The sequence below is a fragment of the Haloferax namakaokahaiae genome (assembly GCF_042663225.1).
Classification (GTDB): domain Archaea; phylum Halobacteriota; class Halobacteria; order Halobacteriales; family Haloferacaceae; genus Haloferax; species Haloferax namakaokahaiae.
This window is the reverse complement of sequence record NZ_JBHTAA010000005.1, coordinates 953,404-977,109: the sequence shown is the minus strand read 5'-3', so window position 1 is coordinate 977,109 and position 23,706 is coordinate 953,404. Positions and strand designations below refer to the sequence as shown.

The window sequence follows — 23,706 nt, the reverse complement described above, 5'->3', positions numbered from 1 at the left end:
AACGTTCGTCCACTTTCGACCGTCACTCTCGCCGTCACCGACAGGGTTTTCAGCTTCTCAGAGCTATTCCCGTTCACATGGTCGCACAGACGATGGATCGCGTTCCGCGACGGTACTGAAATTTTGTTGGTGATAGCATGCTGACCGCCGAATATGCGGTGGTAAACGCCGGACTGGACGCAGTCGCGCTCAAACCCAAAGAGTGCGACGTGCGCCGGGCGCTCGATATCCCGCTCGATGTCGTCGCCATCGACTACGAAGGCCGAGACCACTTGCCCGACCAGTCCGTGCTCGCGCGACTCGCCGCCGAGAGAGACGTTCGACTGACGACGCCCGTCCGCGCCGACGGCTTCGACCCGCTCGGCGACGATTCGCGCTACGAGTGGCTTCCCGACGGTGTCGGACAAGTGCTCGTCGCCGGCCACGGCGCGTATCTCACCGAGTCAGAACAGAAACGCGCAATCGCGCCTCGTCTCCGCGAAGCGCGCGAGGCCGCACCCGAGGCGTGGGTCGGCACCGAAGGAATCGAGCGAATCGCGCTCGCCGCCGGCGGCACGCAGTACGAACTCCTCTCGCGGCGAACCACGCGCGACGTTCGCGCCCTCCGCGCCGCCGGCTTCGACGGCGAAATCGCGCTCTACGCGCCGACGGTACTCTCCGACGACGACGACGAGATTCTCGACGGCGTCGGCGCGTACGTCTCTCGTCGCCGCCCCGTCGCCCGCGCGCTCCCTGACGAGTGCGAAGTCGATTCCGGCGCTCGCGGCCGGGCACGCGAGATACTGTTGAAGGCGGCCCGCGATTACGCGCTCATCGGGTCCGTTAGCGACGTGCGCCAGCGCGTCGATTCGCTCCGTGAGGTCGGTGTCGATATCGTCGTCGGCTACCCCGCCCGCGGCATCGACGAGTTCACCGAATAAGCATCGTTCGCGCCCCACCCTCACTTCTCCCGTTCCACACGCACTTTTCGCGCTCTATACTCACTTCTTTCAAGTCCTCGCCGCGCCAGCGTTGGGTATGCAACCCGAGCGAGTCGCCGTCGTCGGCGCTGGTGCGGTCGGTCTCACGACCGCGTTCGACCTCGCATCGCGCGGTGTTCGCGTGACGCTGTTCGAACGTGACGACCCCGGTGCGGGGATGAGTGGCCGCGCGGCGGGCATCTGTTACGACGCCTACGCCGAGGACATCGACGTCGCGGTCGCCGACCGCGCGATGGAGCGATTCCGCGAACTCGACGGCGAGGGCGACTTTCGATTCCACGAGACGCCCTACGTCTTCCTCGCGCGCGAGGGCGACGACCCGGCTCTCTCGGCGCTCGAAGAAGCGGTCGAACAGATGCAAGGCCACGGCCGAGACGTGTCGCTCGTGGCTGGCGAGGAATTGGACGCCTACTCGATTCGAACAGACGACGTTGGCGTCGCCGGCGTCTGCTCGAACGCGGGGTGGGCCGACCCGGAGGCGTACATCGACCTGTTCGTCGAGAAGTGCGAGCGCGCCGGCGTCGAGTTCCGATTCGGGACCGAAGTCGAGGTTCACGCCGACCCGCCGGGCGTCGCCATCGACGACGTGGTCACGGAGCGATACGACGCAGTCGTCGTCGCGGCGGGCGTGTTCTCCGGTCGGTTGCTCGAAAGTGCTGGTCATCCCGTCGCGCTCAAACCGTATCGCGTGCAGGCGCTCGTCGCCGACTGCGACTATTCGGGACCAATCGTCTACGACGCGACCGACGAGTCGTATCTGCGGCCTCATCCGCGGGGCGTCCTCGCCGGCGACGGGGTCGAACTCGCCGAAGCCGACCCGAGCGACTGGGACCCGAGTGCCGATGACTGGTTCGTCGCTGATGCGCTCGGCGCGGTGGCTCACCGAACCGAGACCGACCGAAAAACTGAGACCGACCCGAAACTGGCTCGCGCGTGGGCAGGACTGTGCGGGGCGACACCGGATAGAAACCCGCTCGTCGGCGAGGTCACAGATGGACTCTCTCTCGCCGCCGGCTGGCACGGCCACGGCTTCATGTGGGCACCGGCAGTGGGCGAACTGCTCGCTAGAGACGTGTGTGGAGAAGACGTGATTCCCACCCCGTTCGACCCCGGTCGATTCGAGGGGACCGAGTCGTTCGACGTGCTCGACGGGATGGTCCTCGAAGAGTAGCTATTCGCCCGCGTCGTCGTCGCTGGAGTGGTCTGCCGGCTCGTCTGTGTCGGACGCTTCTTCCTCGGTGACGACGATATCGCTCGACGTTTCGTCCTTGGGGATCTGGACCTGGAGCGTGCCGTTCTTCGTCACGACGGCGGTCGAATCGGTCGCTTCGACCGCGGCATCGCCGGGGAGTTTCGCGCGTCCGGAGAGCGTGAGTCCGCGACCGGGGAAACGCATCTCGAACCCCTCGTGGAAGTCGCGGAAGCGGTCGATTCGAACCTCGACTTCGCCGTCGAGGAACCGAACGTGTACGTCTTCGCTGTGTGCGCCGGGCGCGTCGAAGACGACGAGGTAGGCGTCGCTCGATTCGAGCAGGTCGTGGGTCAGCGGCTTGCGCTCTTGCATCTGGCTGACGCCGCGGCCGACCCGTTCGAGGACGGCGCTCGCCGCCGATTCGCCGAGTTCTCGAAGGTCCGTCATAGCACAATCTCCTCCAGCGACTCGGTTTGACCGCAGTACGGGCACGAGAAGTCGCCGACGGTCACGCTGTCGGGCATGTCGTAGGTGTAGTGCATCTCGAACATGTCGAGTTCGCAGTCCGAGTCGGTGCACTTGACTTCGAGGGTGGATGGCATATCCAATCGTTACGCTCGCACGCCCATAAACGCGCGGGAGTCGGAACCCTCGTCCAGTGGTTCTGGCGGGCCATCGCGCCCGACCCGCGACCGGTTGCGTTTTCAGCGTCGAACTCGAATCGCGTTCCAATGACTGACCCCGCAACGCTTTCTGCAACCATCGTCGATGGCTACGTCGATGAACCGGCTCACTTCGGGGTGCCGCCGTACATCTCGACGTATCCACGCTTTACGGCCGGCGCGCTGGTTGACGCGGGCGTCCCCGAGTCGAACGTCACCTACCACACTATCGACGAACTCCGCGACGACCGCGCGAAGTGGGCCGACGTGGCCGACGCCGACCTCCTGATTTACGTCGGCGGGATGACCGTCCCCGGCAAGTACGTCGGCGGCACGCCCGCCGAACCCGACGAGGTGCGCGAACTCGCGTGGGTCGCCGAGGGGACGACCGTCATGGGCGGACCGATTCGCTTCGGCGTCGGCGAGGAGAACGCCGGCGGCCAGGACATGCAGCGCAAGAACCTCGACTACGACTTCGTGGCGAAAGGCGACGTCGAGGCCGCGGTGTACGACCTCGTGGACTCCGGACTCGAAGGCTTCGGCAACCGCATGCGCGACAACGCCGAACTCGACCGCTGGGCCGCCAAGGGCGCGTTCGTGGTCGAACAGCACCCGAACCACCCCGAGCACCTCATCTGCGAGATGGAGACCTCTCGCGGGTGTGCCTACCGGTGTTCGTTCTGTACCGAACCCCTCTACGGCAACCCCGCGTTCCGAACCGCCGACTCCGTCGTCAAAGAGGTCGAGAACCTCTACAACCGGGGTGCCCGGCACTTCCGACTCGGCCGCCAAGCCGACATCCTCGCGTTCGGCGGGGACGGCGAGGCACCGAATCCCGACGCGCTCCGGCGACTCTACGGCGGGATTCGAGAAGTGGCCCCCGACCTCGGGACGCTCCACCTCGACAACATGAACCCCATCACCATCACGAGGTGGCCCGAGAAGTCCCGGGAGGCGATTCGCATCATCGCCGAGCACAACACGCCCGGCGACACCGCGGCGTTCGGTCTCGAATCGGCCGACCCCGTGGTCCAAGAGGAGAACAACCTCAACGTCTCCGCAGAGGAGTGTTTCGAAGCCGTGAAAATCGTCAACGAAGTCGCAGGCTGGCGACCCGGCGACGACCCCGCCGACGCGCCGACCTTCGGCGACGGTGCCGCCAATCGACTGCCCAAACTCCTGCCCGGCATCAACCTCCTCCACGGTCTCATCGGCGAGCGCGAGGAGACGTTCGACCACAACAAGCGGTTCCTCCAGCGCGTCTACGACGAGGGCCTGATGGTCCGCCGAATCAACATTCGGCAGGTGATGGCCTTCGACGGGACCGAGATGTCCGGTACCGGCGCGTCCATCGCCAACGACCACAAGCAACTGTTCAAGAAGTACAAACGCGAGATACGCGAGGAGATCGACCGCCCGATGCTCCGGCGTGTCACCCCCGCGGGGACGGTCCTCCCGAACGTCCACCTGGAGTACCACCAAGACGGCCGCACGTTCGGTCGGCAACTCGGGACCTACCCGCTCCTCGTCGGGATTCCGGGCGAGCGCGAACTCGGCCGAACCATCGACGTTGCCGTCGTAGACCACGGCTATCGCTCGGTGACGGGAATCCCCTACCCGCTCGACTTCAACGACGCGTCGATGGACGAACTGAGTTCGATTCCGGGCATCGGCAAGTCCACCGCGGGCGATATCGTCGTCAATCGCCCCTACGAGTCCCACGACGAACTCGACCTCGATGCAAACATCCTCAAGTACGTGCAGTAGCTCGTTGACGCCTCACGCGCTCGTTTTCACCTGCAATAGTGCTCTCTGTGTGAGCGTCTTCACTCGCAACGGTGGTGGGTTCGACCGCAGACGAACGATGAGCACGCGCTCACCCGTCGAAGCTGAGAAAGAACTGAGGTTCGCTTAGAAGTCGTCTTCGACGACTTCGCCGACCGCGAAGTTCGACTTGACTTCCGTAATTTCGACCTTGACGCGTTCGCCGATGTCCGTGCCGGGAATGATGATGACGTAGCCGCGTTCGACGCGGGCGATACCGTCTCCCTGTTTACCGATGTCCTCGATTTCGACGTAGCGGAGTTCGCCGACTTCGACCGGCGGTTGTGGCTCCGTCGAGGGGACGGTACTCGGTTCGGCGCTCGGTTCTTCGGCCGGCGCTGCTTCACGAGAGATAAGAGCGACGCGATACGTGTCGCCGGGTTCGATAGCGCCCGTTTCGACCTCGCGGCGAGGAACTTCGACGACGTATCGGTCGTCCTCGGCGCGAACGTCGGCATTGAACAGACACAAGAGTTTATCTGAGATTTCCACCGTAAGACCTCCAAATAAGTGTCACTCCGTATGGTTAAAGAGGTACCGCAGTCGGGGAGATTCGGTCACTCGATAGGCGTTCCATCGAGGTGTTTCGCACCCTCGGAGTCGTGGACGACGACTTCGCCCGGCTCCGTCTCTACTGGCTCGTAGGCGTCGCTGACGGCGATTGCCTCCCTGACTTCTCGCACTGCTCGCTCTTTCAACGCCCGCGCCAACGCCTCCGCATCGTCGCGCGAGATGTCGCGGCCGAGTCCCTCGCACTCGTGGGCGCGAACCATCCCCTCTTCGTCCACGGCCTCGCCCATCGGTTGACTCGTCCCTCCGAGTGCGACGCTGAAGGGGTACGTCTCGCAGATGAGCGGCCGGTCGTCGTGTACCTGACAGGCTCCCATCCCCGACTCGTCCTCCTCGTAGAATCGGCAGTCGCCGCAGGCACTCGTCTGGAGCGCCCACTCGAACGTCTCGCCTTCGAGACCCGACTTTCCCTCGGCGAGGCCGTAGGGCATGGGCCGGGCGATATCACGCCACTCCAGCGAGGTGTCCGAGGTGGAGTCAGCGGCACCCTCGGTGCCGCCAGATTCGTTTGCTGTCGCGTCCTGAATCGTCCGCACCTCGTCGGGAAAGATGGTCGCCGTGTGTGGCTCGGGACCGTCGTCGGTCTCGTAGCCCTTACAGCAGGCCCCGCAGCGCGTGCATTCGAAGCCGATAGACTCGATGGCATCCGCGAGTTCGGACTCGTCGAGGTCCTGCGCGCGTTCGAGTTCGGCTTCGAGACTCATAGTGACTCGTGCGGGCGCGAGGGGTAAGAGAGACGCGGTTCAGTCTTCGCTCAGCGTTCGAGTGGCTCGACCGACTGCGTCTTCGGGTCCCATCGAACTCGGCGCTCGGCGGCCAGTTTCTCGATGTGCGCGACGACGGTGGCGCGCGCGAGGTCGTAGACGGCCGAGACGTCCTTGTCGTAAGCCGCGTCGGTCACTTCGTCCGGCGTGCGCGCGCCGTCTCGAATCGCGGCCTCCACTTTCTTCTCGCGGGCGCGCCGGTGGTCGATGAGTCGAGCGAGAACGTCACGCGAATCCTCGATGACGGGACCGTGGCCGGGATGCATCCGTCGCGGATTTCGAGCGTAGAGCCGTCGGAGGGAAACGAGATACGCGCGCATGTCGCCGGCGGGCGCACCGACGACGACGCTTCCTTCGGCCATAGCGAGGTCACCGGTCACGTACTCGTCGCCGGCGACGAACGTCACGTGGTCGCGGGCGTGACCGGGCGTATCGAGCACCTCGATGCCCGAGCCGACGGGAATCGTCGTCCCCTCGACGAAGGTGTGGTCGGCCGAAACTCCGGTCGCCGCCTCGAACATGGCTTCCCGCCCGCGACGACACCAGATTGTCGCTCCCGTGTCGCGGGCGTAGTCGGCGACCGCGCCGACGTGGTCCGGATGCGTGTGGGTCACGGCGATGTGGTCCGCGCCGCGGTCTTCGACCAGCGAGTCGAGGTCCGTTGTTCGGGCGGCGGGGTCGAGAAGGAGCGTCTCGCCGTCGTCGGAGACGAGATACGCGTTCGTCGCGCCGGTCGGCGCGCGCGTTTCGACGGGGACGGAGACGCGAGTGACGTTCATACGGCGGCTTCGCTCGGGAACGAATTAGTCAGTTGGGAAAAGTGCGTGGCTTGGTCAGAGCCTGGTCGAACTCTACGTGTTCAGGAAGTAGACCTGCTTGCGCGCGTCCTTGAAGGAGTAGCGCGAGCCGACGAGGTCCGAATCTTCGAGACGGTTGAGCGCGTAGCGGACGGTCCGGTCCGGGAGGAGCGACTCCTCGGCGAGTTGTCCCTGCGAGAGGGGCGCATCGCTTTCGAGGACTTTTGCGACGAGCTTCGCGCTCGGTGGGAGTTCGCGGAGGCGCTCACGGAACTCGGCTTCCGAAAGCAGCGCTTCGGCGTCTGGTTCTGCAGTGGTGGTGCTCATACTTGCCTAGCCAATGTCCTCCGTGTTAAGAGTTAGCTACCAGTGTGACAAAACAATGCAGACTCCTAATATAGATATTATTTCAGTCGCAAAAATGGGTATCGCGCTGTTCGAACCCATGCGCGGTCTCCGAATCAAGAGTCAGCGCGCTTCGTATCGACCGCGGGCGACCCGACGTGGTAACTTCCCATCGGCGCGTGGCAGTCGGGGCAGTGGACGATGAGGATTCCCTCCGTGATGTGGCGCTGTAACTCGTCGGCGTCGTGCGTAGCACCACAGATGCGGCACGTTGGCATACCTCATGGTTGGTGCCCAGTGCGGGTAAGCATCACCCCAGACCGCACGACGCATCCAGTATCGTTTTACCGGTGCCCCCGCGATACAGCGTAGCGTGAAAGGAAAGGAGTGGTACCAAGCGGACGACATCGCTCGGGAGTACGACTCGAAGCGGTTTTCGCGGGGCGGTCAGCTCATCGACCAGCGGGAGAAAGCGGCAGTGCTCGACGCTCTCGGCCCGGTCGAAGACAAGAACATCCTCGAAATCGCCTGCGGGACCGGTCGCTTTACCGTGATGCTCGCCCAGCAGGGCGCGGACATCATCGGTCTCGACATCTCGCGGGCGATGATGCAACAGGGGCGCGAGAAGGCGCGCAGAGCGGGCGTCGAGGACAACATCGAGTTCCTCCGCGGCGACGCCGCGCGACTGCCGTTTCCGGACGACCACTTCGACGCCGTGTTCGCCATGCGGTTTTTCCACCTCGCGGACACGCCGACGAAGTTCCTCACGGAGATGGCGCGCGTCTCGAAGAATCAGGTCTTCTTCGATACGTTCAACGACCAGAGTCTGCGCGTCGCCTACAACTGGTTGCTCCCGATGGGGTCGCATCTCTACTCCGCGAACGACGTGCATCGCCTCCTCGACAACGCGGGTCTCTCGCTCGTCGAAGCGAACCACGACTTCGTGCTCCCGTTCGGGTTCTACCGAAAGATTCCGAACGGCATCGCCCAGCCCTTCCGGTCGTTCGACCTCGCGGTCGGCGACTCACTCGTCGGCGACGACGTGGCCTCGGTCTCCTACTGGAACGCTCGCGTTCCGTCGGCGACCGACGCCGAAACCCGTGCGGAAGAGCACGCCAGCGACGCCGAATAACCCCCATTCCTCTCATTCGACCGTCTCGCGTGGTCTACGGTAGATATTAACACGGAGTTTCAATTCACATTTAAGTAGGTCCGTAGCAACTGTCGAGTATGGACCTCTCGGTTGTGCTCCCGACGCTCAACGGTCGGGACAGCCTCGTCACCAGCCTCGATGCGCTGGCCGAGTACGCCCCCGACGCCGAGGTAATCGTCGTCAACGGGCCGTCAGCCGACGGTACGACCGGGATGGTACGAGAGCGCGACGACGTGGACGTGCTCATCGAAATCTCAGACCGCACGCTCAACGTCGCGCGCAACGCCGGTCTCGAAGCCGCGACGGGTGAGGTGGTCGCCTTCCTCCGATACGACCTCGCAATCGAAGATTCGTGGTTGGACGCACTCGAAGCAGGCATCGAAGATGCGGACGTCGTCACCGGCCCACTGCACCAGACTCTTCGGAACGGAATGACCACCGAATCGCTCGAACAGCGGACGATTTCGGGGCGCACGGTCACCTACTTCAACGGCGGCAACGTCGCCTTCCGCCGCCGCACCATCGACGACCTCGACGGCTTCGACGAGTACCTCCGCACCGGCGGCGCGCGCGACGCCGCCCACCGCCTCGCCACCTTCGACCGAACCGTCGCGTGGGCACCGGAGATGTGTGTCCAACGCGAGTTCGAGGCCGACGGTGGCGTCTCCGAGCGCGATTGGGGCTGGAAGTACCGCTCGCTCGCGTATCGACTCGTCAAGAACTACGGCGTTCGACCGGCGATTATCAAACGCACTCTCAAACACGCCGCGAGCGACGGTATCGCCGCGGCACGCGGCGTACTCGACGGTGAGGTGACGCCGTCTGGCTGGGTCGGCACCGGCCGCGACGTGGTGATGGGAATCTCGACCGGCGCGTCCGACGGTCTCGTCGCCCGCGCCCGCGACCGAAGCAGGGCGCGTAATCCACACGGTCGGTCGAAGCGCGCCGACCGCGCCGTCGCTCGGTACGACTGGCGGTAAGCGCAGATGCGCGGTCCGCTCAGAGTTCTGTTTCAACGTCGAATCCTCGGCAGACTGTTACGATTACGTATTGCGATAGCTGTTGCGGGTGTCTTTGCAGTCGGAACTGCCGTCTTCGTCAGCATCGGTGGCGTTGCCGGGTTGTTGGCCGTCGGTGCGCTGGTCGGTAGTGGACTGGCGGTACTGGGCGTGGGGTTACGCCTTCGATAGACTCCTTAAGCGTCTTCTCGGTCCGATGGCCGAAGAAGACAACACTATCCATGAGATGGGGGAAGTCGGTGATATACGAGAGTGGCTACTCCTCGCCCGGCCCGAGCGCCGAAATCACGCGCGTCGCGTTGTTCGAGAACGCCTTGGCGAGGGCGTCTTCCGACACGTCGAGGGTGAGAATCTCCATGACGCCGACGTTGGGATGGGTCTCGGGTGCGCCGCTCCCGAAGAGGACGCGGTCCGGGTGTTCGAGCAGGGCGCGTTCGAGGACGCTCCGGAAGCAGACGAAACTCGTGTCCAGATACAGGTCGTCGTGGTCGTCGAGCATGTCGATGGCTTCGTCCATCAGGTCACGATTGAGGGGGTAACCGCCGAAACTCGACATGATGACGGGGAACCGACCGAGGAGCGTCTCGGAGAGGGTCCGCGGTGTGAACGCCTCGCCGGCCTCGACGAACACGGGAAGGCCGACCGATTCGAGCATGTCGAGCGTCTCGTCGTCCGGCAGTCCATCGACCGCGGGCGCGAGACAGAAGCCGTGGAATCGGTCGTCGTAGGCGTACTGCTCGACGTCTTCGGGGTCGGTGTGGTGGGCGGCGCGCGAGGCGGTGAGGTTACGGAGGCGGCCCATGGTCTTACTGCTCGGGTCGCGCGGGCCGTTGATGCGGGCGAAGGCGAGAAACGGCCGGTCCACGCTCAAGCGCGCGACGGCGTTGTTCGGTCGAAGATAGCTCACGTCGCCGGGTTGGGCACCCGGTGAGACGACGGCGCGGACGACGCCTGCCTGGTGTAGTTCTCGTTCGAGGCGCTCGGGGCTGATTTCTCGCCCCCGCGTTGCGATGGACTGCTCGTCTGGGTCGAGTTGGGCGTTCACATCGACGACCCGAAACCCGTGTTCCAACTCCAGCATTGTCCAACTCCACACGGTTGGGTCTGAAATAGATTACAGAAAATGGCGAGACACTGGCACCCAACGTGACGGCCCGTCGAAACGGTACGAAATCCCGAATGTCTGGATTACGTTGTCATTAGGCCGTCATACGGTCATATACGCTTTTGATGCCATCCGTTGAAGCACGGTTGTGAGTCTCATCGCAGAGGTCGAATTGCCGATTTCTGTTTTCTGTCTCGGTCGAGTGGCCGATATCGACACCCTCGAACTCGAACTCGAACCGTTCATTCCGACTGCTGTCTCCGAGGGCTGTACGGTCTGGGTCCGGGGCGAACTCGCCAGTGAGTACGGTGAGCGAGCAAAAGCGATTCCCGAAGTGAGCGAGATAACGATGCTCGAAACCGTTCCCGACGGAGCGCTCTACGAGGTGGTGGTAGACCACGAAGAAAACCCACTGTTGTCGGCGTTTTCGGCGTTCGATATCACGCTGCTCGCCTGTTCGAGCACTGGAGAGTCGTGGACTCTCGAACTGCGGTTGCGTTCTCACACTGCTCTGCGAGAACTTCGAGCACGCTGTGTCACAGAGCAAATCGACATGGACGTAACCCGCCTCGTCACGCTCGAAGAGTACGAAACCCCCATCGAAAGGCGACTGACAGACGGGCAGCGAGAAGCGCTCCTCCTCGCGCTCGACCACGGCTACTTCGACGACCGCCGCCGAACGTCGCTCGCCGAACTCGGCACCGAACTCGGAATCTCTCGACAGGCGGTCGCGGCCAGATTGCGTCGGGCCTATCGGTGTCTCGCAGAAGCTGTCTCGGACGAGACACCTAATGAAGAACGGATTACATAGTCAACCCACATTCATAGATACCAGATTCCCGTTACGGATTGTATGGACGATGAACGTGAGACCGAACCATCATCTGCAGTGACTATCTCTGCGGACCGATACGACGATCTCGCAGTTGCCGTAACTTCGGCTGTTGCAACGGCCGAGGAACTCAGTCCACTCGAACTGCCACCGTTAGCTGACGTGGGCGTCGATCCAGAGGCACTCAACTCGCTGTTTGGGACGGCACGAGACCCGTCGCTCGAATTCACCTTCAGGTACGCTGGCTACCTCGTTTCGTTGTTTGGCGACGGAACACTTCGAGTCGCACCACCCGATATCTGAGTTACACGAGCGCTGAACGCACGAACGACGAACGTCGAATTCCGGGCGCGTTCGTCTCCCTGTCGTGCGATTTCATAGCGCACCGCTCGCAGAAATGTATTTATAGAACTGCAAACGTTGTACTCGCTTGAGGTTTCAACATGGCTTCACGAATGCAGCAACCACTCTACATCCTCGCAGAAGGCTCGAACCGCACACGCGGTCGCTCCGCACAGGACTCGAACATCCGCGCCGGCAAGGCCGTCGCCGAGGCTGTACGAACCACCCTCGGACCACGCGGTATGGACAAGATGCTCGTCGATTCCTCCGGCGACGTCGTCATCACCAACGACGGTGCGACCATCCTCGAAAAGATGGACATCGAGCACCCCGCCGCACAGATGATCGTCGAAGTCTCGCAGACGCAGGAAGAGGAAGTCGGTGACGGCACGACCACCGCTGCCGTCCTCACCGGCGAACTCCTCGCGCACGCCGAGGACCTCCTCGACGACGACCTCCACCCGACGGTCATCGTCGAAGGCTACACCGAGGCCGCGCGTATCGCACAGGAGGCAATCGACGACTTCGTCCTCGACGTGGAACTCGACGACGACCTGCTCGAACAGGTCGCCGAGTCCTCTATGACCGGCAAGGGAACCGGTGACGTGACCGCCGACGTGCTCGCAAAGCACGTCGTCAAGGCCGTCCGCATGGTCCACGAGAGCAACGGCAAGTTCGACCGCGACAACGTTCGCGTCCTCACCCGCACGGGCGCGTCCTCCTCGGCGACCGAACTCGTCGAAGGCGTCGTCCTCGACAAGGAACCCGTCAACGACAACATGCCCCGCTCTGTCGAAGACGCCACCGTCGCGGTCCTCGACATGAAACTCGACGTGCGCAAGAGCGAGGTCGATACCGAGTACAACATCACCTCCGTGGACCAGCTCACCGCCGCCATCGACGCCGAGGACACGGAACTCCGCGGCTACTCGAAGGCGCTCAAAGACGCCGGCGTGGACGTGGTCTTCTGCACGAAGTCCATCGACGACCGCGTCGCCGGCTACCTCGCCGACGCGGGCATCCTCGCGTTCAAGAGCGTGAAGAAATCGGACGCCCGCGCCATCGCTCGCGCGACCGGAGCGAAGCGCCTCGGCTCGCTCTCCGACCTCGACGAGTCCGACCTCGGCCACGTCGATTCGGTCAGCATCAAGACGTTCGGCGACGACGAGTTGACCTTCGTCGAAGGCGGTGTCGCGGCCAAGGCCGTGACGCTGTTCCTCCGCGGCGGCACCGAACACGTCGTGGACGAACTCGAACGCGCCATCAACGACTCCGTCGATGTCGTCGTCGCCGCACTCGACAAGGGCGGCGTCGTCCCCGGCGCGGGCGCGACCGAAATCGCCATCGCCGACCGTATCCGCTCCGAAGCCGCAGGTATCGAAGGTCGCAAGCAACTCGCCGTCGAGGCGTACGCGGACGCCGTCGAAGCCCTGCCGCGCACCCTCGCCGAGAACACCGGCATGGACCCCATCGACGCACTCGTCGATCTGCGCGCTCGCTACGAGCACGAGGGAATCGCCGGCATCATCTCGACCGGCCGCTCCGGCGAAATCGGCGACCCCGTCGAACACGGCATCATCGACCCCGCGGCCGTCAAGCGCGAGGCAATCGAATCTGCGACCGAAGCCGCGACGATGATCGTCCGCATCGACGACGTTATCGCCGCCAACTAACCCCACCACAGACACCGCGTTCTCCTTCCAACGGTCGGTGTCACTTCTTCCGTTCACGTTTTTAGTTCGGTCAGACGTTTCCCCAGCCACGGCATTCATCCGTGTCGAGTGTCTACCAGGTATCATGTCCGAGTCCGTCGGGCTTCCAGAAGCCGTTTCGATGGCAATCGGTGGCATGGTCGGTGGTGGTATCTTCGCCGTGCTCGGCGTCGTCGCCGGGGCGGCAGGAACGCTCGCGTGGGCCGCCTTCGTCGTCGCTGGCCTGCTCGCGCTCGCGGCCGGGTACTCGATGCTACGACTCAATAGCCTGCTCTCGGATGCGACGAGTCCCATCGGATACGTCCAACACTTCACCGGGAGCACGACGCTCTCCGGCATCGTCGGTTGGACGTTCGTCTTCGGCTACGTCGGAACGATGGCGATGTACGCCTACGCGTTCGGCGGCTACTTCACCGAACTCGTCGGCGTCGCCTCCGTCGCGGGATTCTCGATCCGCCCCGTCGTCTCGGCGCTCATGGTCGCCGGATTCGTCGGTCTCAACGTCCTCGGCGCGCACGCCTCCGGGCGCACCGAAGACGTGCTCGTCGGTCTCAAAATCGCCATCTTACTCCTGTTCGGTCTCGGTGGTATCTGGTACGGAACCAGCCACGGCGGCATCAGTCTCGGCTTCGGCAACCTCGGTGCTGGTCCGGTCATCGCCGCGGCCGTCTCGTTCGTCGCGTTCGAGGGGTGGGAACTCCTCTTTTTCGACCAGGATAGCATCGAGAATCCCACAGAGACGGTTCGCAAGGCGGTCTACATCTCCATCGTCTCCGCGACCGCGCTCTACATCCTCGTCGCGCTCGTCACGACGAATCTGGCGGGTCTCGACGCTATCCAACGACACGCCGAAACCGCGCTCGCAATCGCCGCTCGGCCGTTCCTCGGCCAGATTGGGTTCGTTCTCATCTCACTGGCGGCGCTCTTCTCGACCGGGAGCGCCATCAACGCCACCTTGTTCAGTTCGGCGCGCCTCTCGAACCGCCTCGTCTCGAACGACCTCTTACCGAGTCGGTTGCGCGACGAGAGCCACGACGAACCGGTTCGGGCGCTGCTCGTCCTCGGGGCGCTCTCGGCCGCGTTCACCTTCCTCGGTAGCCTCGACGCCATCAGTTCGTTCGCGTCGCTCGCGTTCATCAGCATCTTCGGCGGTCTCAGCCTCGTCGCCTTCCGCCAGCGCGAGAACCTCACGACTGCGGCGATTCCCGCGGCGGCCACCGTCGGCGCCGCGGCGTCGGTGCTCGCGCTCCTGTGGCACCTCTACACCGCAGAACAGGGCACCTTCTGGACGGTGCTCGCGCTCGGCGTCGCGGTCATCGCCGTCGAGTTACTCTACTTCGAGCGCGACGAACTCGCCGAAGACGCGCGCGCTCTCGAACGCGAGGTCCCGGGCGTCGGCAAGAACTAACTCCCCGCTCTCACCTTCGGGAGTCGCCACTCGTAGCGCACGGCGAACATCCGCAGGCCGAACACGACCGCGGCGCAGAGTCCGGCGGGAACCCCCGACGGCGCACCGAGCCAACGAGCGACCAGAAAGCCGAGACAACCGACGACGGCCGGTGTCGCGTAGAAGTCGTCGCGGAGGACGACCGGCACGCGCCCGATGAGGATATCTGCAATCGAGCCGCCACCGACGCCCGTGATTGTGCCGAGGATGACGATTCCGAAGGGCGAGACGCCCGCTTGGACGCCGACGAGCGACCCCGCGGCGGCGAACGCGGCGAGACCGATGGCGTCGGAGGTCAGAAACAGCGGGTGGTCGCGGACGCGCCCTTTCAGGCGTCGGATGAGCACGATAGCGAGCGCGACGCCGACGAGCGCGACGCTCATGTCGTCGAGAGTCGCCAACGAGGCTGGCAGTCTGTCCACGAGTACGTCGCGCGTGGTCCCGCCGCCGAGCGCCGTGACGACGCCGAGGACGGCCACGCCGAACGCGTCGAGTCCGGCGTCTGCGGCCTTGAGCGCCCCCGCGACGGCGAACGCGAGCAGGCCGACGACGTTCATCACCCAGAAGGGGTCTACTTCGACCATCAGTCGAAACCGAGCCGGACGGTGTCTCCCTGCGCGAGTCCGAACGCCTCGTCACCGCGGCCGTGGTTCACGTCGCACTCGACGTAGCCGTGACTGCCGACCGTCACGAGACGAGAGCCACGGAGCACCGCCTCGAAGGTGTCGCCGACGGGCGTCGGTTCGCCGTTGACCGCGACGCGGTCGTACGCCCGAATCTCGTTTCCGGGGATGTTCGTGATGCAGTTCCCGAAGTCGTCCACGACGAGGACTTCGCCGGAGATGCCGTCGTCGTCGCGCTCGGGGTCGGGAAAGACGCAGTCGGTGAGACCGGACCACTCGATGGGGGCGAATCGCTCGATTGCGTCGAGCGCGTCCGCGCCGATTCCGTGGGCGTCGGCCGCGGCCGGGGCGAACACGTCGCGGCCGTGGAAGGTCATCGAGTCGGGGTTCTCGACCTGAATCTCGTACGCTTCGCGTGTGGGTTCGTCGTCGGACTCGCGGGCGATTCGTCGCGCCGCTGGACGGAGTACGCCGTTGTCCGGGCCGACGAGGACGTGGTCGCCGACGCGGAGCGCGACCGCTCGTCGGTCGGTTCCGACACCGGGGTCGATGACCGCGAGATGGACCGCCGGCGGAAAGTAGGGCAGCGTCTCGCGGAGCCAAAAGGCGGCCGCACGGACGTTCTGGCGGGGGAGGTCGTGGGCCACATCGACGAGACGAGCGTCGCTCTTCGAGAGGATGACGCCTTTCATCGCCGCCGGGTAGGCCGAGCCGAAATCGGACGCGAGCGTTATCATCTCAGGCCGTATCGGGGTGGTTCTCTGCGACGTCGCCGGAGCCGTCGGAGGCGGTGATGTTCTGGATTCGCTCGATGCCGCCGATTTCGTAGACGACTTCGGCGACTTCGTCGGGGACGAGCGACTCCCAGTCCCGGTCTTCGACCATGCGCGCGCGGACTTCGGTGCCTTCCAGCACCTCGCGGTTGAACATCGGCGACTGTCGGACCTCGACGCCCGCCTCGGTGAACAACTGGATGACGAGGGGGTTGTTCGAGTAGGCCACGTCGAACGCCGGCGACATGGACTGGACGTGACTGACCCACACGGAGTTTCGGTCGAGGTCCTCGATGGGAACCGCGTAGGTCGTGACGTCGAGGTCGGAGACGGCCTTCGTGACCATCATGATGCGCTCGCCCGCGGTGAACGGATTCCGCGGCGTGTGTGAGTCGCCTGCCGAGCCAATCCCGAGGACGAGTTCATCGACCTCGGAGGCGATTTCCTGAACCATTCGGTGATGACCGTTGTGATACGGCTGAAACCGGCCAATGTAGAACCCCCGCATGGCTCGCGGTTGGGTGCGACTACTTATAAATACGGCGAGTTTCATAAAATCCAGAATTCGGGTAGTAGGAGAGTCGAAACGACATTCTACGGCGAGGTATGCAACGCACAATCGGGGAGAAAGTATATCAAGCGCAGGACCTACGATAGAAGTAGCGACGACAGTTCTATGAGTAACGAAACGAATACCGACGACCGCCTCCAGGAGTCGGAGGAATCCATCGACAAATCGCCCGATAGCGAGGGCGACGTTGCCGACCAGGAGCCTCAGGACGAGGAGGCTGAAGCGGTCGAAAAACACACTATCGACGACCTCGGGAGCGACGTCGAACTGAAAGCCGACGTCGTCAACGAAATCGACGAGGACGACCTGCTCGGTGGACTCAATATCGACTCCACCGAGGAAATCGAGGTCCCCGACCGACTGGTGGACCAAGTCATCGGGCAGGAACACGCCCGCGACGTCATCATGAAGGCGGCAAAACAGCGCCGCCACGTCATGATGATCGGTTCTCCGGGGACGGGGAAATCGATGCTCGCAAAGGCGATGTCCGAACTCCTCCCCCGCGAGGAACTACAGGACGTACTCGTCTATCACAACCCCGACGACGGCAACCGACCCAAGGTCCGAACTGTACCTGCGGGAAAGGGTGACCAAATCGTCGAAGCGCACAAAGAAGAGGCACGCAAGCGCAACCAGATGCGCTCGTTCCTCATGTGGATCATCATCGCCATCGTGCTGGGCTACTCGCTTATCATCGCCCAGCAGGTGCTCCTCGGCATCCTCGCCGCGGGTATCATCTACCTCGCGTTCCGCTACGGTTCGCGCGGCAGCGATGCAATGATTCCGAACCTCATCGTGAACAACGCCGACCAGAAGGCGGCACCGTTCCAGGACGCGACCGGTGCTCACGCGGGTGCGCTCCTCGGCGACGTTCGCCACGACCCGTTCCAGTCCGGTGGCATGGAGACGCCGAGCCACGACCGCGTCGAACCCGGCGCGATTCACAAGGCCAACAAGGGCGTCCTGTTCATCGACGAGATCAACACCCTCGACGTTCGCAGCCAGCAACATCTGATGACGGCCATTCAGGAGGGCGAATTCGGCATCACGGGCCAGTCCGAGCGCTCCTCGGGTGCGATGGTCCAGACCGAACCCGTTCCGACGGACTTCATCATGATTGCCGCGGGGAACCTCGACGCGATGGAGAACATGCACCCCGCACTCCGTTCCCGTATCAAGGGTTACGGGTACGAGGTCTACATGGACGACACCATCGAGGACTCCCCCGAGATGCGCCGCAAGTACGCGCGCTTCGTGGCACAGGAAGTGGCCAACGACGGGCGTCTGCCCCACTTCACCGAGGAGGCACTCGAAGAGGTCATCCTCGAAGCCCGCCGCCGCGCGGGACGCAAGGGCCACCTCACGCTCGAATTCCGTAACCTCGGTGGGCTCGTTCGCGTCGCCGGCGACATCGCCCGCGGCGAGAACGCGGAGAACACCACCCGCAACCACGTGTTGCAGGCCAAGCGCCGCGCGCGCTCCATCGAGCAACAGATCGCGGACCAGTACATCGAGCGCCGCAAGGACTACGAACTCTCCGTCAACGACGGCTTCGTCACGGGCCGCGTGAACGGTCTCGCGGTCATGGGGCAGGACTCCGGTATCATGCTTCCGGTGATGGCCGAAGTCACGCCATCGCAGGGTCCGGGCCAAGTCATCGCCACCGGTCAGCTCAAGGAGATGGCCGAGGAGTCCGTCCAGAACGTCTCGGCTATCATCAAGAAGTTCTCGAACCAGGACCTCTCGAAGATGGACGTGCACGTGCAGTTCGTCCAGACCGGCCAGCAAGGTGTGGACGGCGACTCCGCCTCTATCACGGTGGCGACCGCCGTCATCTCCGCGCTGGAGGACATCCCAATCGACCAGTCGGTCGCCATGACCGGTTCGCTGTCGGTTCGCGGTGACGTGCTCCCGGTCGGTGGTGTCACCCACAAGATCGAAGCCGCCGCGAAGGCCGGCTGTGACACCGTCATCATCCCTGCGGCCAACGAGCAGGACGTGATGATAGAAGACGAGTACAAGGAGATGATCGAAATCATCCCCGTCTCGCACATCAGCGAAGTCCTCGACGTCGCCCTCGAAGGCGAACCCGAGAAGGACTCGCTCGTGGACCGCCTCAAGAGCATCACCGGCTCTGCCCTCAAAGGCAAGGGCGTCGGGCCGTCCAGTCCGAGCCCGCAGTAAGGCAACATGACCGAGTGGGCGACGTTCGCGGGCTTCACCGGCGTCGTCCTCACGGTCCTTCTTTCTCTCGCACATCTCTCACGCGACGTTCCGAGCGACATCGCCGACGCTCGCGGCGAATCCTCGCGCGCACGCGGTGAGTCTCGACGTACCGAGACGGGTCTCGACACTCGACGTGCCGATTCGGCTCCCGACTTCGACACCGACGAGACGAGAGCCGACGGATTCGATATTCAGCCGGCGACGCCCGAACACGCGACCGAGTTCTTCCCAGTCGGCGTCAACGTCACTCACCTGTCCGAGCAGGACCTCGGGGCGGCGGGCTACGACTCGCCCAGCGCCCCGAACCCCGGGGCCGACATCCCGCCGTACGTCCTGCTTGCGAACGTCATCGTCGGACAGGCGCTCTTGGGCGCGTTACTCGCCATGGGTGCGTGGTACTCCGGCATTCCCCTCTCGGCACTCGGTCTCTCCTCGGCCGACCTGCCGACGATGGTCGGTCTCGGTATCGCGCTCGGTCTCTCGCTCTACGCCGCGAACCGAGTCGGTGCGACCGCGAGTCGCCAGTTCGGATTCGCACCCGACGAGTCGCTTCGCGCGTCGCTCACGCCGGAATCGACCCGCGGGTGGCTCCTGCTCTTTCTCGTCGCGCTCCCGCTCATCGCGGGGTTCGAAGAACTGCTGTTTCGCGGCGCGCTCATCGGCGCGGCGGCAGCGGGATTCGGTCTCTCGCCGTGGCTCATGGCCGCGCTCTCGTCGGTCGCCTTCGGCATCGGCCACGGCGCGCAGGGTCGCCTCGGCATCTTGGTGACCGGTCTCCTCGGGTTCGTCCTCGGTGCGGCGTTCGTCCTGACTGGCAGTCTCGTGGTCGTCATCGTCGCCCACTACCTCGTCAACGCGCTGGAGTTCGTCGGCCACGAACTGTTCGACTGGGAGTGAAAGTGAGGTACCCCCGCGACTCGCGTGTGGGGTGTTCAAGTCCCCGGCGCACCGCGTACTCTGTATGGACCTCGACACGAGAACTCTCGCCCAAGCGGGGCTTATCGGCTACATCGCGCTCATCGCGGCGGCCTTTATCACCGGTAACCCGCTCGTTCAGACGCTCGCGGACGTCGCGTTCGGCATCGCCGTGATTCTCCTCGGTATCGTCACCTACCAGATTCCAATCGAGTCGCGCGTGAAACTCATCGCCGCAGGCGGGTTCGTCGCGGCCGGAATCACGCAGTTCGTCCAACTGGCGACGGGAATCGCGGAACTCGGACTCGCAGGGACGCTGTTCTTGCTCGCAGGTTTGGTCGGCTACATCGCACTCCGCCGCGAGACGACCGCGACACCGTTCTAATTCGTCTTCTTACACCTCGACTCAGAGTCCTTCCGCCCGTCGAAGCGCCTGCACCACCTCGTCCGGCGCGGCGCTCGGACCGTCCATCACGCGATGGTCCGGAACGACGACCGGAATCGGGTTGTTCGAGAGCGTGCGGGTGACCGTCCGCGCCGAGGCGTCGTCCTCGGGGTCGAGTCCGGCCATTCGAACGAGGAGTCCGACCTCGACGGGCTTGCCGCGCGGGACGTTTCGCAGCGCTTCGAGGACGCTCCGCTGGTCGGTTGGAACGGTCAGCCCGATTTCGACCGACGAGAAATCCACCTCCTCGCCGTCGATTGCGGCGACGATGTCGTCGAGAATGGGATGGTCGCCCTCTGCGTCGTCGGGGACCGACTCCGGAAAGGTGACGCTGATGAGCTTTCCACTCACGACTCCGATTTGCACGGCGCGACCGACCGAGGGTAGTTCGCTGGCGTAGATTCCGGCGACGTCCATGTCTCACCCTCTCCCCGCCGGACGTTTGACACTTACGCCGATGGAACGGGCGAACCGAGCGCCAACACCCACCCGGAAAACGCTCGCGCTGACGCAAACCTTATGTACAAATCAGTTCGTTAGTGTACATCAATGAACGCTAGCGAAGGTGACTTAGCGCCACAAGTGCGGTCGATTCTGTCGGCCGCCCGCGCGCGACCCGGCGGTGAGCGGCGTCTCACCGTCGATGCGCGGTCGTTTCCGGCGGCCGTCGAGGCGACCGAATCGGAGGGTCGGGTGCCCCTCATCGCGGAAGTAAAGCCGACGAGTCCGACGACCGACGGCGTCCGAGACGACGACCCGGTCGAACTCGCCCGTGAGATGGTCGCCGGTGGGGCGACTGCCCTCTCGGTGCTCACCGAACCCGAGCACTTCGGCGGCTCGACCGACTCGCTCGAACGCATCCGCGACGCGGTCGATGTACCGGTCCTCCGCAAGGACTTCGTCATGAACGAGACGCAGTTGGACGTCGTCGAATCCGACTTGATTCTGCTCATCGCCCGATTCGTCGGGGACGACCTCTCGAACCTCGTCGATGCGGCGAAAGACCGCGGATTCCAGCCGCTCGTCGAAGTCCACACGAAAGACGAACTGGACGCCGCGCTGGCGACCGACGCTGACATCGTCGGCATCAACAACCGCGACCTCGGCAAATTGGAAGTAGACCTCGGGACGTTCGAGGACCTCGCCTCTCACGTTCCCGACGACGTACTCCTCGTCGCCGAGAGCGGCGTAAAGACCGCAGACGACGTGCGACGGATGCGCGAGGCGGGTGCCGACGCCCTCCTCGTCGGGACGGCAATCATGGACGGCGACGTCCGAGAGAACACACGGAATCTGAGTTCGCTATGAGTGTAGATGGCAAGTTCGGCGACTACGGCGGACAGTACGTTCCCGAGGCGCTCATGCCCGCTATCGAGGAACTGAACGACGCGTACCAGCGATACGTCCTCGACAACGAGGACGGCTTCATGGACGAGTTCCGCGCGCGACTGCGCGACTTCGGCGGGCGGCCGACGCCCCTCCAGCGCGCGGACCGACTCTCGGAACGCTACGGGCGCGAGGTCTATCTCAAGCGCGAGGACCTCGTCCACGGCGGCGCGCACAAACTCAACAACGCGCTCGGACAGGTCTTGCTGGCGAAGTACATGGGCAAAGACCGCATCATCGCCGAGACGGGCGCGGGCCAGCACGGCACGGCGACGGCGATGGCCTGTGCCCACCTCGATATGCCCTGCGAGATTTTCATGGGCGAGCGCGACATCAACCGACAACGCCCCAACGTCTTCCGGATGAAGCTCAACGGGGCCGAAGTCAATTCGGTCACTGTCGGCCGCGGAACCCTCAAAGAAGCCATCTCCGAGACGATGCGCGACTGGGCGACCAACGTCGAAGACACCCACTACGTCATCGGCTCTGTCGTCGGTCCGCACCCCTTCCCGAGCATGGTTCGGGACTTCCAATCCGTGATTTCGGAAGAGGCGCGAACCCAAGCCCACGAGAAGTTCGGCCAACTCCCAGACTCCGTGCTCGCCTGCGCCGGCGGCGGGTCGAACACGATGGGCGCGTTCGCCGAATTTGTAGAAGACGAATCGGTCGCGCTCTACGCCGTCGAAGCGGGCGGTTCGACGCTCGAGGTGGACGAAGAGGCGGGTGTCGCCCCCAACTCCGCGTCGCTGACGACGGGGAGCGAGGGCGTGCTTCACGGCGCGCGCACGCAACTCCTCCAGGACCGCGACGGCCAGATTATGGAGTCGCACTCCATCTCCTCGGGTCTCGACTACGCCGGCGTCGGCCCCGAACTCGCCTACTTGAACCAAACGGGACGCGTCACCGCCGTCAACGTGGACGACGACGAGGCGCTGACCGCGTTCCACCGCCTCTCCCAGTTGGAAGGCATCATCCCGGCGCTCGAAACCGCCCACGCGTTTGGCTACCTCGAACGCGTGTTCGGACCCGACTCCGAGGCCAGCGACGCCGAACGCGACGCGCTCGGCGAGTACGTCGTCGTCAACGTCTCCGGCCGCGGCGACAAGGACCTCGAATCGGCCATCGAAGAGACCTACGAACGAGACATCGACATCGCACCTGATATGACCGAATTCACGGGGGGACTGTGATGTCCCTCGAAGACGCGTTCGCCGACGGCCCGGCCTTCATCCCGTACCTCGCCGCGGGCGACCCGGACTACGAATCGTCCCTGAAGTACGTCGAAGCGCTCGAACGCGGCGGCGCTGATATCATCGAACTCGGCCTGCCCTTTTCGGAGCCAATCGCCGAGGGTCCGACGATTCAGAACGCGGTGGTTCGCTCGCTCGAAGGCGGCATGACGCCGACGCGATTCTTCGAGTTCGTCGAGGACCTCGACGTGTCGGTGCCGCTGGTCTGTATGACCTACTACAACCTCATCTACCGCTACGGCGACGACCCCGGCCCGCGCCCGTTCGTCGAGAAGTCCGCCGAGGTCGGCATCGAGGGCTTCGTCGTCCCCGACCTGCCCGCCGAAGAAGCGGACCCGCTTCGGGAGGCGTGCGACGAGTTCGGTCTCGACCTGGTGTTCATCGTCGCCCCGACGACGACCGGCGACCGACTCGACCGAATCATGCAGCAGGTCTCGGGCTACGTCTACGTCCAGGCGCGACTCGGCACGACGGGCGCGAAGACGGAGGTCTCGGACCAGACCGAATCGACGCTCGCCCGATTGACGAAGTACGACGTGCCTAAGGCGGTCGGATTCGGAATCAGTACGGGAGACCACGCCGCCCGAATCGTCCGCGGCGGCGCAGACGGCATCATCGTCGGCAGCGCGCTCGTGGACATAATAGCAGACGGCCACGAGAACGGTGACGACCCCGAGGTCGTCGCCGACCGCCTCGAAACGCTCGCCCGCGAACTCGCCGACGGCACGGCCGACGGTGCATCGCAACGAACACCGCATCCGGAACGCACATAA

General features: G+C 64.3%; 27 protein-coding genes. 15 read left to right on the top strand and 12 right to left on the bottom strand.

The window, feature by feature from the left end:
- Positions 1 to 137 precede the first annotated feature (137 nt).
- Together ACFQJC_RS12585 and ACFQJC_RS12580 are read left to right on the top strand one after the other, a co-directional pair.
- Positions 138 to 920, top strand: a complete 783-nt coding sequence (locus tag ACFQJC_RS12585) for a DUF7388 family protein (RefSeq protein ID WP_390223992.1) — start codon at positions 138 to 140, stop codon at positions 918 to 920.
- Positions 921 to 1,017: 97 nt separating this feature from the next.
- Positions 1,018 to 2,151 carry an NAD(P)/FAD-dependent oxidoreductase gene (locus ACFQJC_RS12580; protein ID WP_390223990.1) on the top strand — a complete coding sequence of 378 codons (1,134 nt, stop codon included), beginning with the start codon at positions 1,018 to 1,020 and terminating at the stop codon, positions 2,149 to 2,151.
- Here ACFQJC_RS12580 and ACFQJC_RS12575 read toward each other — a convergent pair whose 3' ends face one another.
- Positions 2,152 to 2,619: an Hsp20/alpha crystallin family protein gene (locus ACFQJC_RS12575; RefSeq protein ID WP_390223988.1), complete on the bottom strand. Its 468-nt coding sequence runs from the start codon at positions 2,617 to 2,619 to the stop codon at positions 2,152 to 2,154.
- Positions 2,616 to 2,774 carry a DUF7559 family protein gene (locus ACFQJC_RS12570; RefSeq protein WP_390223986.1) on the bottom strand — a complete coding sequence of 53 codons (159 nt, stop codon included), beginning with the start codon at positions 2,772 to 2,774 and terminating at the stop codon, positions 2,616 to 2,618. Before ACFQJC_RS12570 ends, ACFQJC_RS12575 begins: the two co-directional genes overlap by 4 nt.
- Positions 2,775 to 2,903: 129 nt before the next feature.
- On the opposite strand from ACFQJC_RS12570, the gene ACFQJC_RS12565 reads away from it, so the two are divergent.
- Positions 2,904 to 4,601: a radical SAM protein gene (locus ACFQJC_RS12565; protein ID WP_390223984.1), complete on the top strand. Its 1,698-nt coding sequence runs from the start codon at positions 2,904 to 2,906 to the stop codon at positions 4,599 to 4,601.
- Positions 4,602 to 4,745: 144 nt separating this feature from the next.
- On the opposite strand, the gene ACFQJC_RS12560 is transcribed toward ACFQJC_RS12565, so the two are convergent.
- From ACFQJC_RS12560 to ACFQJC_RS12540, 5 genes are all read right to left on the bottom strand, one after another.
- Positions 4,746 to 5,150, bottom strand: coding sequence for a TRAM domain-containing protein (locus ACFQJC_RS12560; RefSeq protein WP_390223982.1), 405 nt, complete (start codon positions 5,148 to 5,150; stop codon positions 4,746 to 4,748).
- A gap of 65 nt (positions 5,151 to 5,215) precedes the next feature.
- Positions 5,216 to 5,932: a YkgJ family cysteine cluster protein gene (locus tag ACFQJC_RS12555; protein WP_390223980.1), complete on the bottom strand. Its 717-nt coding sequence runs from the start codon at positions 5,930 to 5,932 to the stop codon at positions 5,216 to 5,218.
- 50 nt (positions 5,933 to 5,982) lie between these two features.
- Entirely contained in the window at positions 5,983 to 6,771 is a 789-nt protein-coding gene (locus tag ACFQJC_RS12550) for an MBL fold metallo-hydrolase (protein ID WP_390223978.1), read from the bottom strand.
- A 72-nt stretch (positions 6,772 to 6,843) separates the two neighbouring features.
- Entirely contained in the window at positions 6,844 to 7,116 is a 273-nt protein-coding gene (locus tag ACFQJC_RS12545; protein ID WP_390223976.1) for a winged helix-turn-helix domain-containing protein, read from the bottom strand.
- 134 nt (positions 7,117 to 7,250) lie between these two features.
- A complete protein-coding gene (locus tag ACFQJC_RS12540; RefSeq protein ID WP_390223974.1) occupies positions 7,251 to 7,412 on the bottom strand; it encodes a hypothetical protein in 162 nt (53 codons plus the stop codon).
- A 95-nt stretch (positions 7,413 to 7,507) separates the two neighbouring features.
- Between ACFQJC_RS12540 and ACFQJC_RS12535 the strand changes: the two genes are divergently transcribed.
- Both ACFQJC_RS12535 and ACFQJC_RS12530 read left to right on the top strand, forming a co-directional pair.
- Positions 7,508 to 8,266 carry a class I SAM-dependent methyltransferase gene (locus ACFQJC_RS12535; RefSeq protein ID WP_390223972.1) on the top strand — a complete coding sequence of 253 codons (759 nt, stop codon included), beginning with the start codon at positions 7,508 to 7,510 and terminating at the stop codon, positions 8,264 to 8,266.
- 98 nt (positions 8,267 to 8,364) lie between these two features.
- A complete protein-coding gene (locus tag ACFQJC_RS12530) occupies positions 8,365 to 9,267 on the top strand; it encodes a glycosyltransferase family 2 protein (protein WP_390223970.1) in 903 nt (300 codons plus the stop codon).
- A 295-nt stretch (positions 9,268 to 9,562) separates the two neighbouring features.
- Here ACFQJC_RS12530 and ACFQJC_RS12525 read toward each other — a convergent pair whose 3' ends face one another.
- On the bottom strand, positions 9,563 to 10,387 hold the full coding sequence (locus tag ACFQJC_RS12525) for an amidohydrolase family protein (RefSeq protein ID WP_390223968.1): 825 nt from the start codon (positions 10,385 to 10,387) through the stop codon (positions 9,563 to 9,565).
- 172 nt (positions 10,388 to 10,559) lie between these two features.
- Between ACFQJC_RS12525 and ACFQJC_RS12520 the strand changes: the two genes are divergently transcribed.
- The 4 genes from ACFQJC_RS12520 to ACFQJC_RS12505 all read left to right on the top strand — a co-directional run bounded on the left by ACFQJC_RS12520 (position 10,560) and on the right by ACFQJC_RS12505 (position 14,705).
- Positions 10,560 to 11,222 carry a helix-turn-helix domain-containing protein gene (locus ACFQJC_RS12520; protein ID WP_390223966.1) on the top strand — a complete coding sequence of 221 codons (663 nt, stop codon included), beginning with the start codon at positions 10,560 to 10,562 and terminating at the stop codon, positions 11,220 to 11,222.
- Positions 11,223 to 11,264: 42 nt separating this feature from the next.
- The gene (locus ACFQJC_RS12515) at positions 11,265 to 11,546 is read left to right on the top strand and encodes a HalOD1 output domain-containing protein (RefSeq protein ID WP_390223964.1); all 282 of its coding nucleotides are present in this window, start codon (positions 11,265 to 11,267) and stop codon (positions 11,544 to 11,546) included.
- A gap of 152 nt (positions 11,547 to 11,698) precedes the next feature.
- Positions 11,699 to 13,258: a thermosome subunit alpha gene (gene thsA / locus ACFQJC_RS12510; protein ID WP_390225615.1), complete on the top strand. Its 1,560-nt coding sequence runs from the start codon at positions 11,699 to 11,701 to the stop codon at positions 13,256 to 13,258.
- A gap of 124 nt (positions 13,259 to 13,382) precedes the next feature.
- Positions 13,383 to 14,705, top strand: a complete 1,323-nt coding sequence (locus tag ACFQJC_RS12505; RefSeq protein ID WP_390223962.1) for an APC family permease — start codon at positions 13,383 to 13,385, stop codon at positions 14,703 to 14,705.
- Here ACFQJC_RS12505 and ACFQJC_RS12500 read toward each other — a convergent pair.
- From ACFQJC_RS12500 to ACFQJC_RS12490, 3 genes are read right to left on the bottom strand one after another with little or no spacing between them, the layout of a single operon-like run.
- A complete protein-coding gene (locus ACFQJC_RS12500; protein ID WP_390223960.1) occupies positions 14,702 to 15,328 on the bottom strand; it encodes a trimeric intracellular cation channel family protein in 627 nt (208 codons plus the stop codon). The genes ACFQJC_RS12505 and ACFQJC_RS12500 overlap by 4 nt on opposite strands.
- Positions 15,328 to 16,104, bottom strand: a complete 777-nt coding sequence (locus ACFQJC_RS12495) for an SAM hydrolase/SAM-dependent halogenase family protein (protein WP_390223958.1) — start codon at positions 16,102 to 16,104, stop codon at positions 15,328 to 15,330. The genes ACFQJC_RS12500 and ACFQJC_RS12495 overlap by 1 nt, the downstream gene beginning before the upstream one ends.
- 1 nt (position 16,105) lies before the next feature.
- Positions 16,106 to 16,648 carry a nicotinamide-nucleotide adenylyltransferase gene (locus ACFQJC_RS12490; protein WP_390223956.1) on the bottom strand — a complete coding sequence of 181 codons (543 nt, stop codon included), beginning with the start codon at positions 16,646 to 16,648 and terminating at the stop codon, positions 16,106 to 16,108.
- A gap of 168 nt (positions 16,649 to 16,816) precedes the next feature.
- Here ACFQJC_RS12490 and lonB point away from each other — a divergent pair, with 168 nt between their 5' ends.
- The 3 genes from lonB to ACFQJC_RS12475 all read left to right on the top strand — a co-directional run bounded on the left by lonB (position 16,817) and on the right by ACFQJC_RS12475 (position 20,237).
- Positions 16,817 to 18,895 carry an ATP-dependent protease LonB gene (gene lonB / locus ACFQJC_RS12485; protein WP_390223954.1) on the top strand — a complete coding sequence of 693 codons (2,079 nt, stop codon included), beginning with the start codon at positions 16,817 to 16,819 and terminating at the stop codon, positions 18,893 to 18,895.
- Between the two features lie 6 nt (positions 18,896 to 18,901).
- Positions 18,902 to 19,834 (top strand): CPBP family intramembrane glutamic endopeptidase, encoded by a 933-nt coding sequence (locus ACFQJC_RS12480; protein WP_390223952.1) that lies wholly within the window; start codon positions 18,902 to 18,904, stop codon positions 19,832 to 19,834.
- Positions 19,835 to 19,898: 64 nt separating this feature from the next.
- Complete coding sequence (locus tag ACFQJC_RS12475; RefSeq protein WP_390223950.1) at positions 19,899 to 20,237, top strand: hypothetical protein; 339 nt, start codon at positions 19,899 to 19,901, stop codon at positions 20,235 to 20,237.
- 21 nt (positions 20,238 to 20,258) lie between these two features.
- Here the strand turns inward: ACFQJC_RS12475 and ACFQJC_RS12470 are convergent, their stop codons facing one another.
- Positions 20,259 to 20,714, bottom strand: coding sequence for an MGMT family protein (locus ACFQJC_RS12470; RefSeq protein WP_390223948.1), 456 nt, complete (start codon positions 20,712 to 20,714; stop codon positions 20,259 to 20,261).
- Positions 20,715 to 20,846: 132 nt separating this feature from the next.
- On the opposite strand from ACFQJC_RS12470, the gene trpC reads away from it, so the two are divergent.
- Genes trpC through trpA form a run of 3 tightly spaced genes read left to right on the top strand, consistent with a single transcriptional unit; the run spans position 20,847 to position 23,706 of the window.
- Positions 20,847 to 21,605 carry an indole-3-glycerol phosphate synthase gene (gene trpC, locus ACFQJC_RS12465; RefSeq protein WP_390223946.1) on the top strand — a complete coding sequence of 253 codons (759 nt, stop codon included), beginning with the start codon at positions 20,847 to 20,849 and terminating at the stop codon, positions 21,603 to 21,605.
- Positions 21,602 to 22,873 (top strand): tryptophan synthase subunit beta, encoded by a 1,272-nt coding sequence (gene trpB, locus ACFQJC_RS12460; protein ID WP_390223944.1) that lies wholly within the window; start codon positions 21,602 to 21,604, stop codon positions 22,871 to 22,873. The genes trpC and trpB overlap by 4 nt, the downstream gene beginning before the upstream one ends.
- Positions 22,873 to 23,706 (top strand): tryptophan synthase subunit alpha, encoded by an 834-nt coding sequence (gene trpA, locus ACFQJC_RS12455; RefSeq protein ID WP_390223942.1) that lies wholly within the window; start codon positions 22,873 to 22,875, stop codon positions 23,704 to 23,706. The genes trpB and trpA overlap by 1 nt, the downstream gene beginning before the upstream one ends.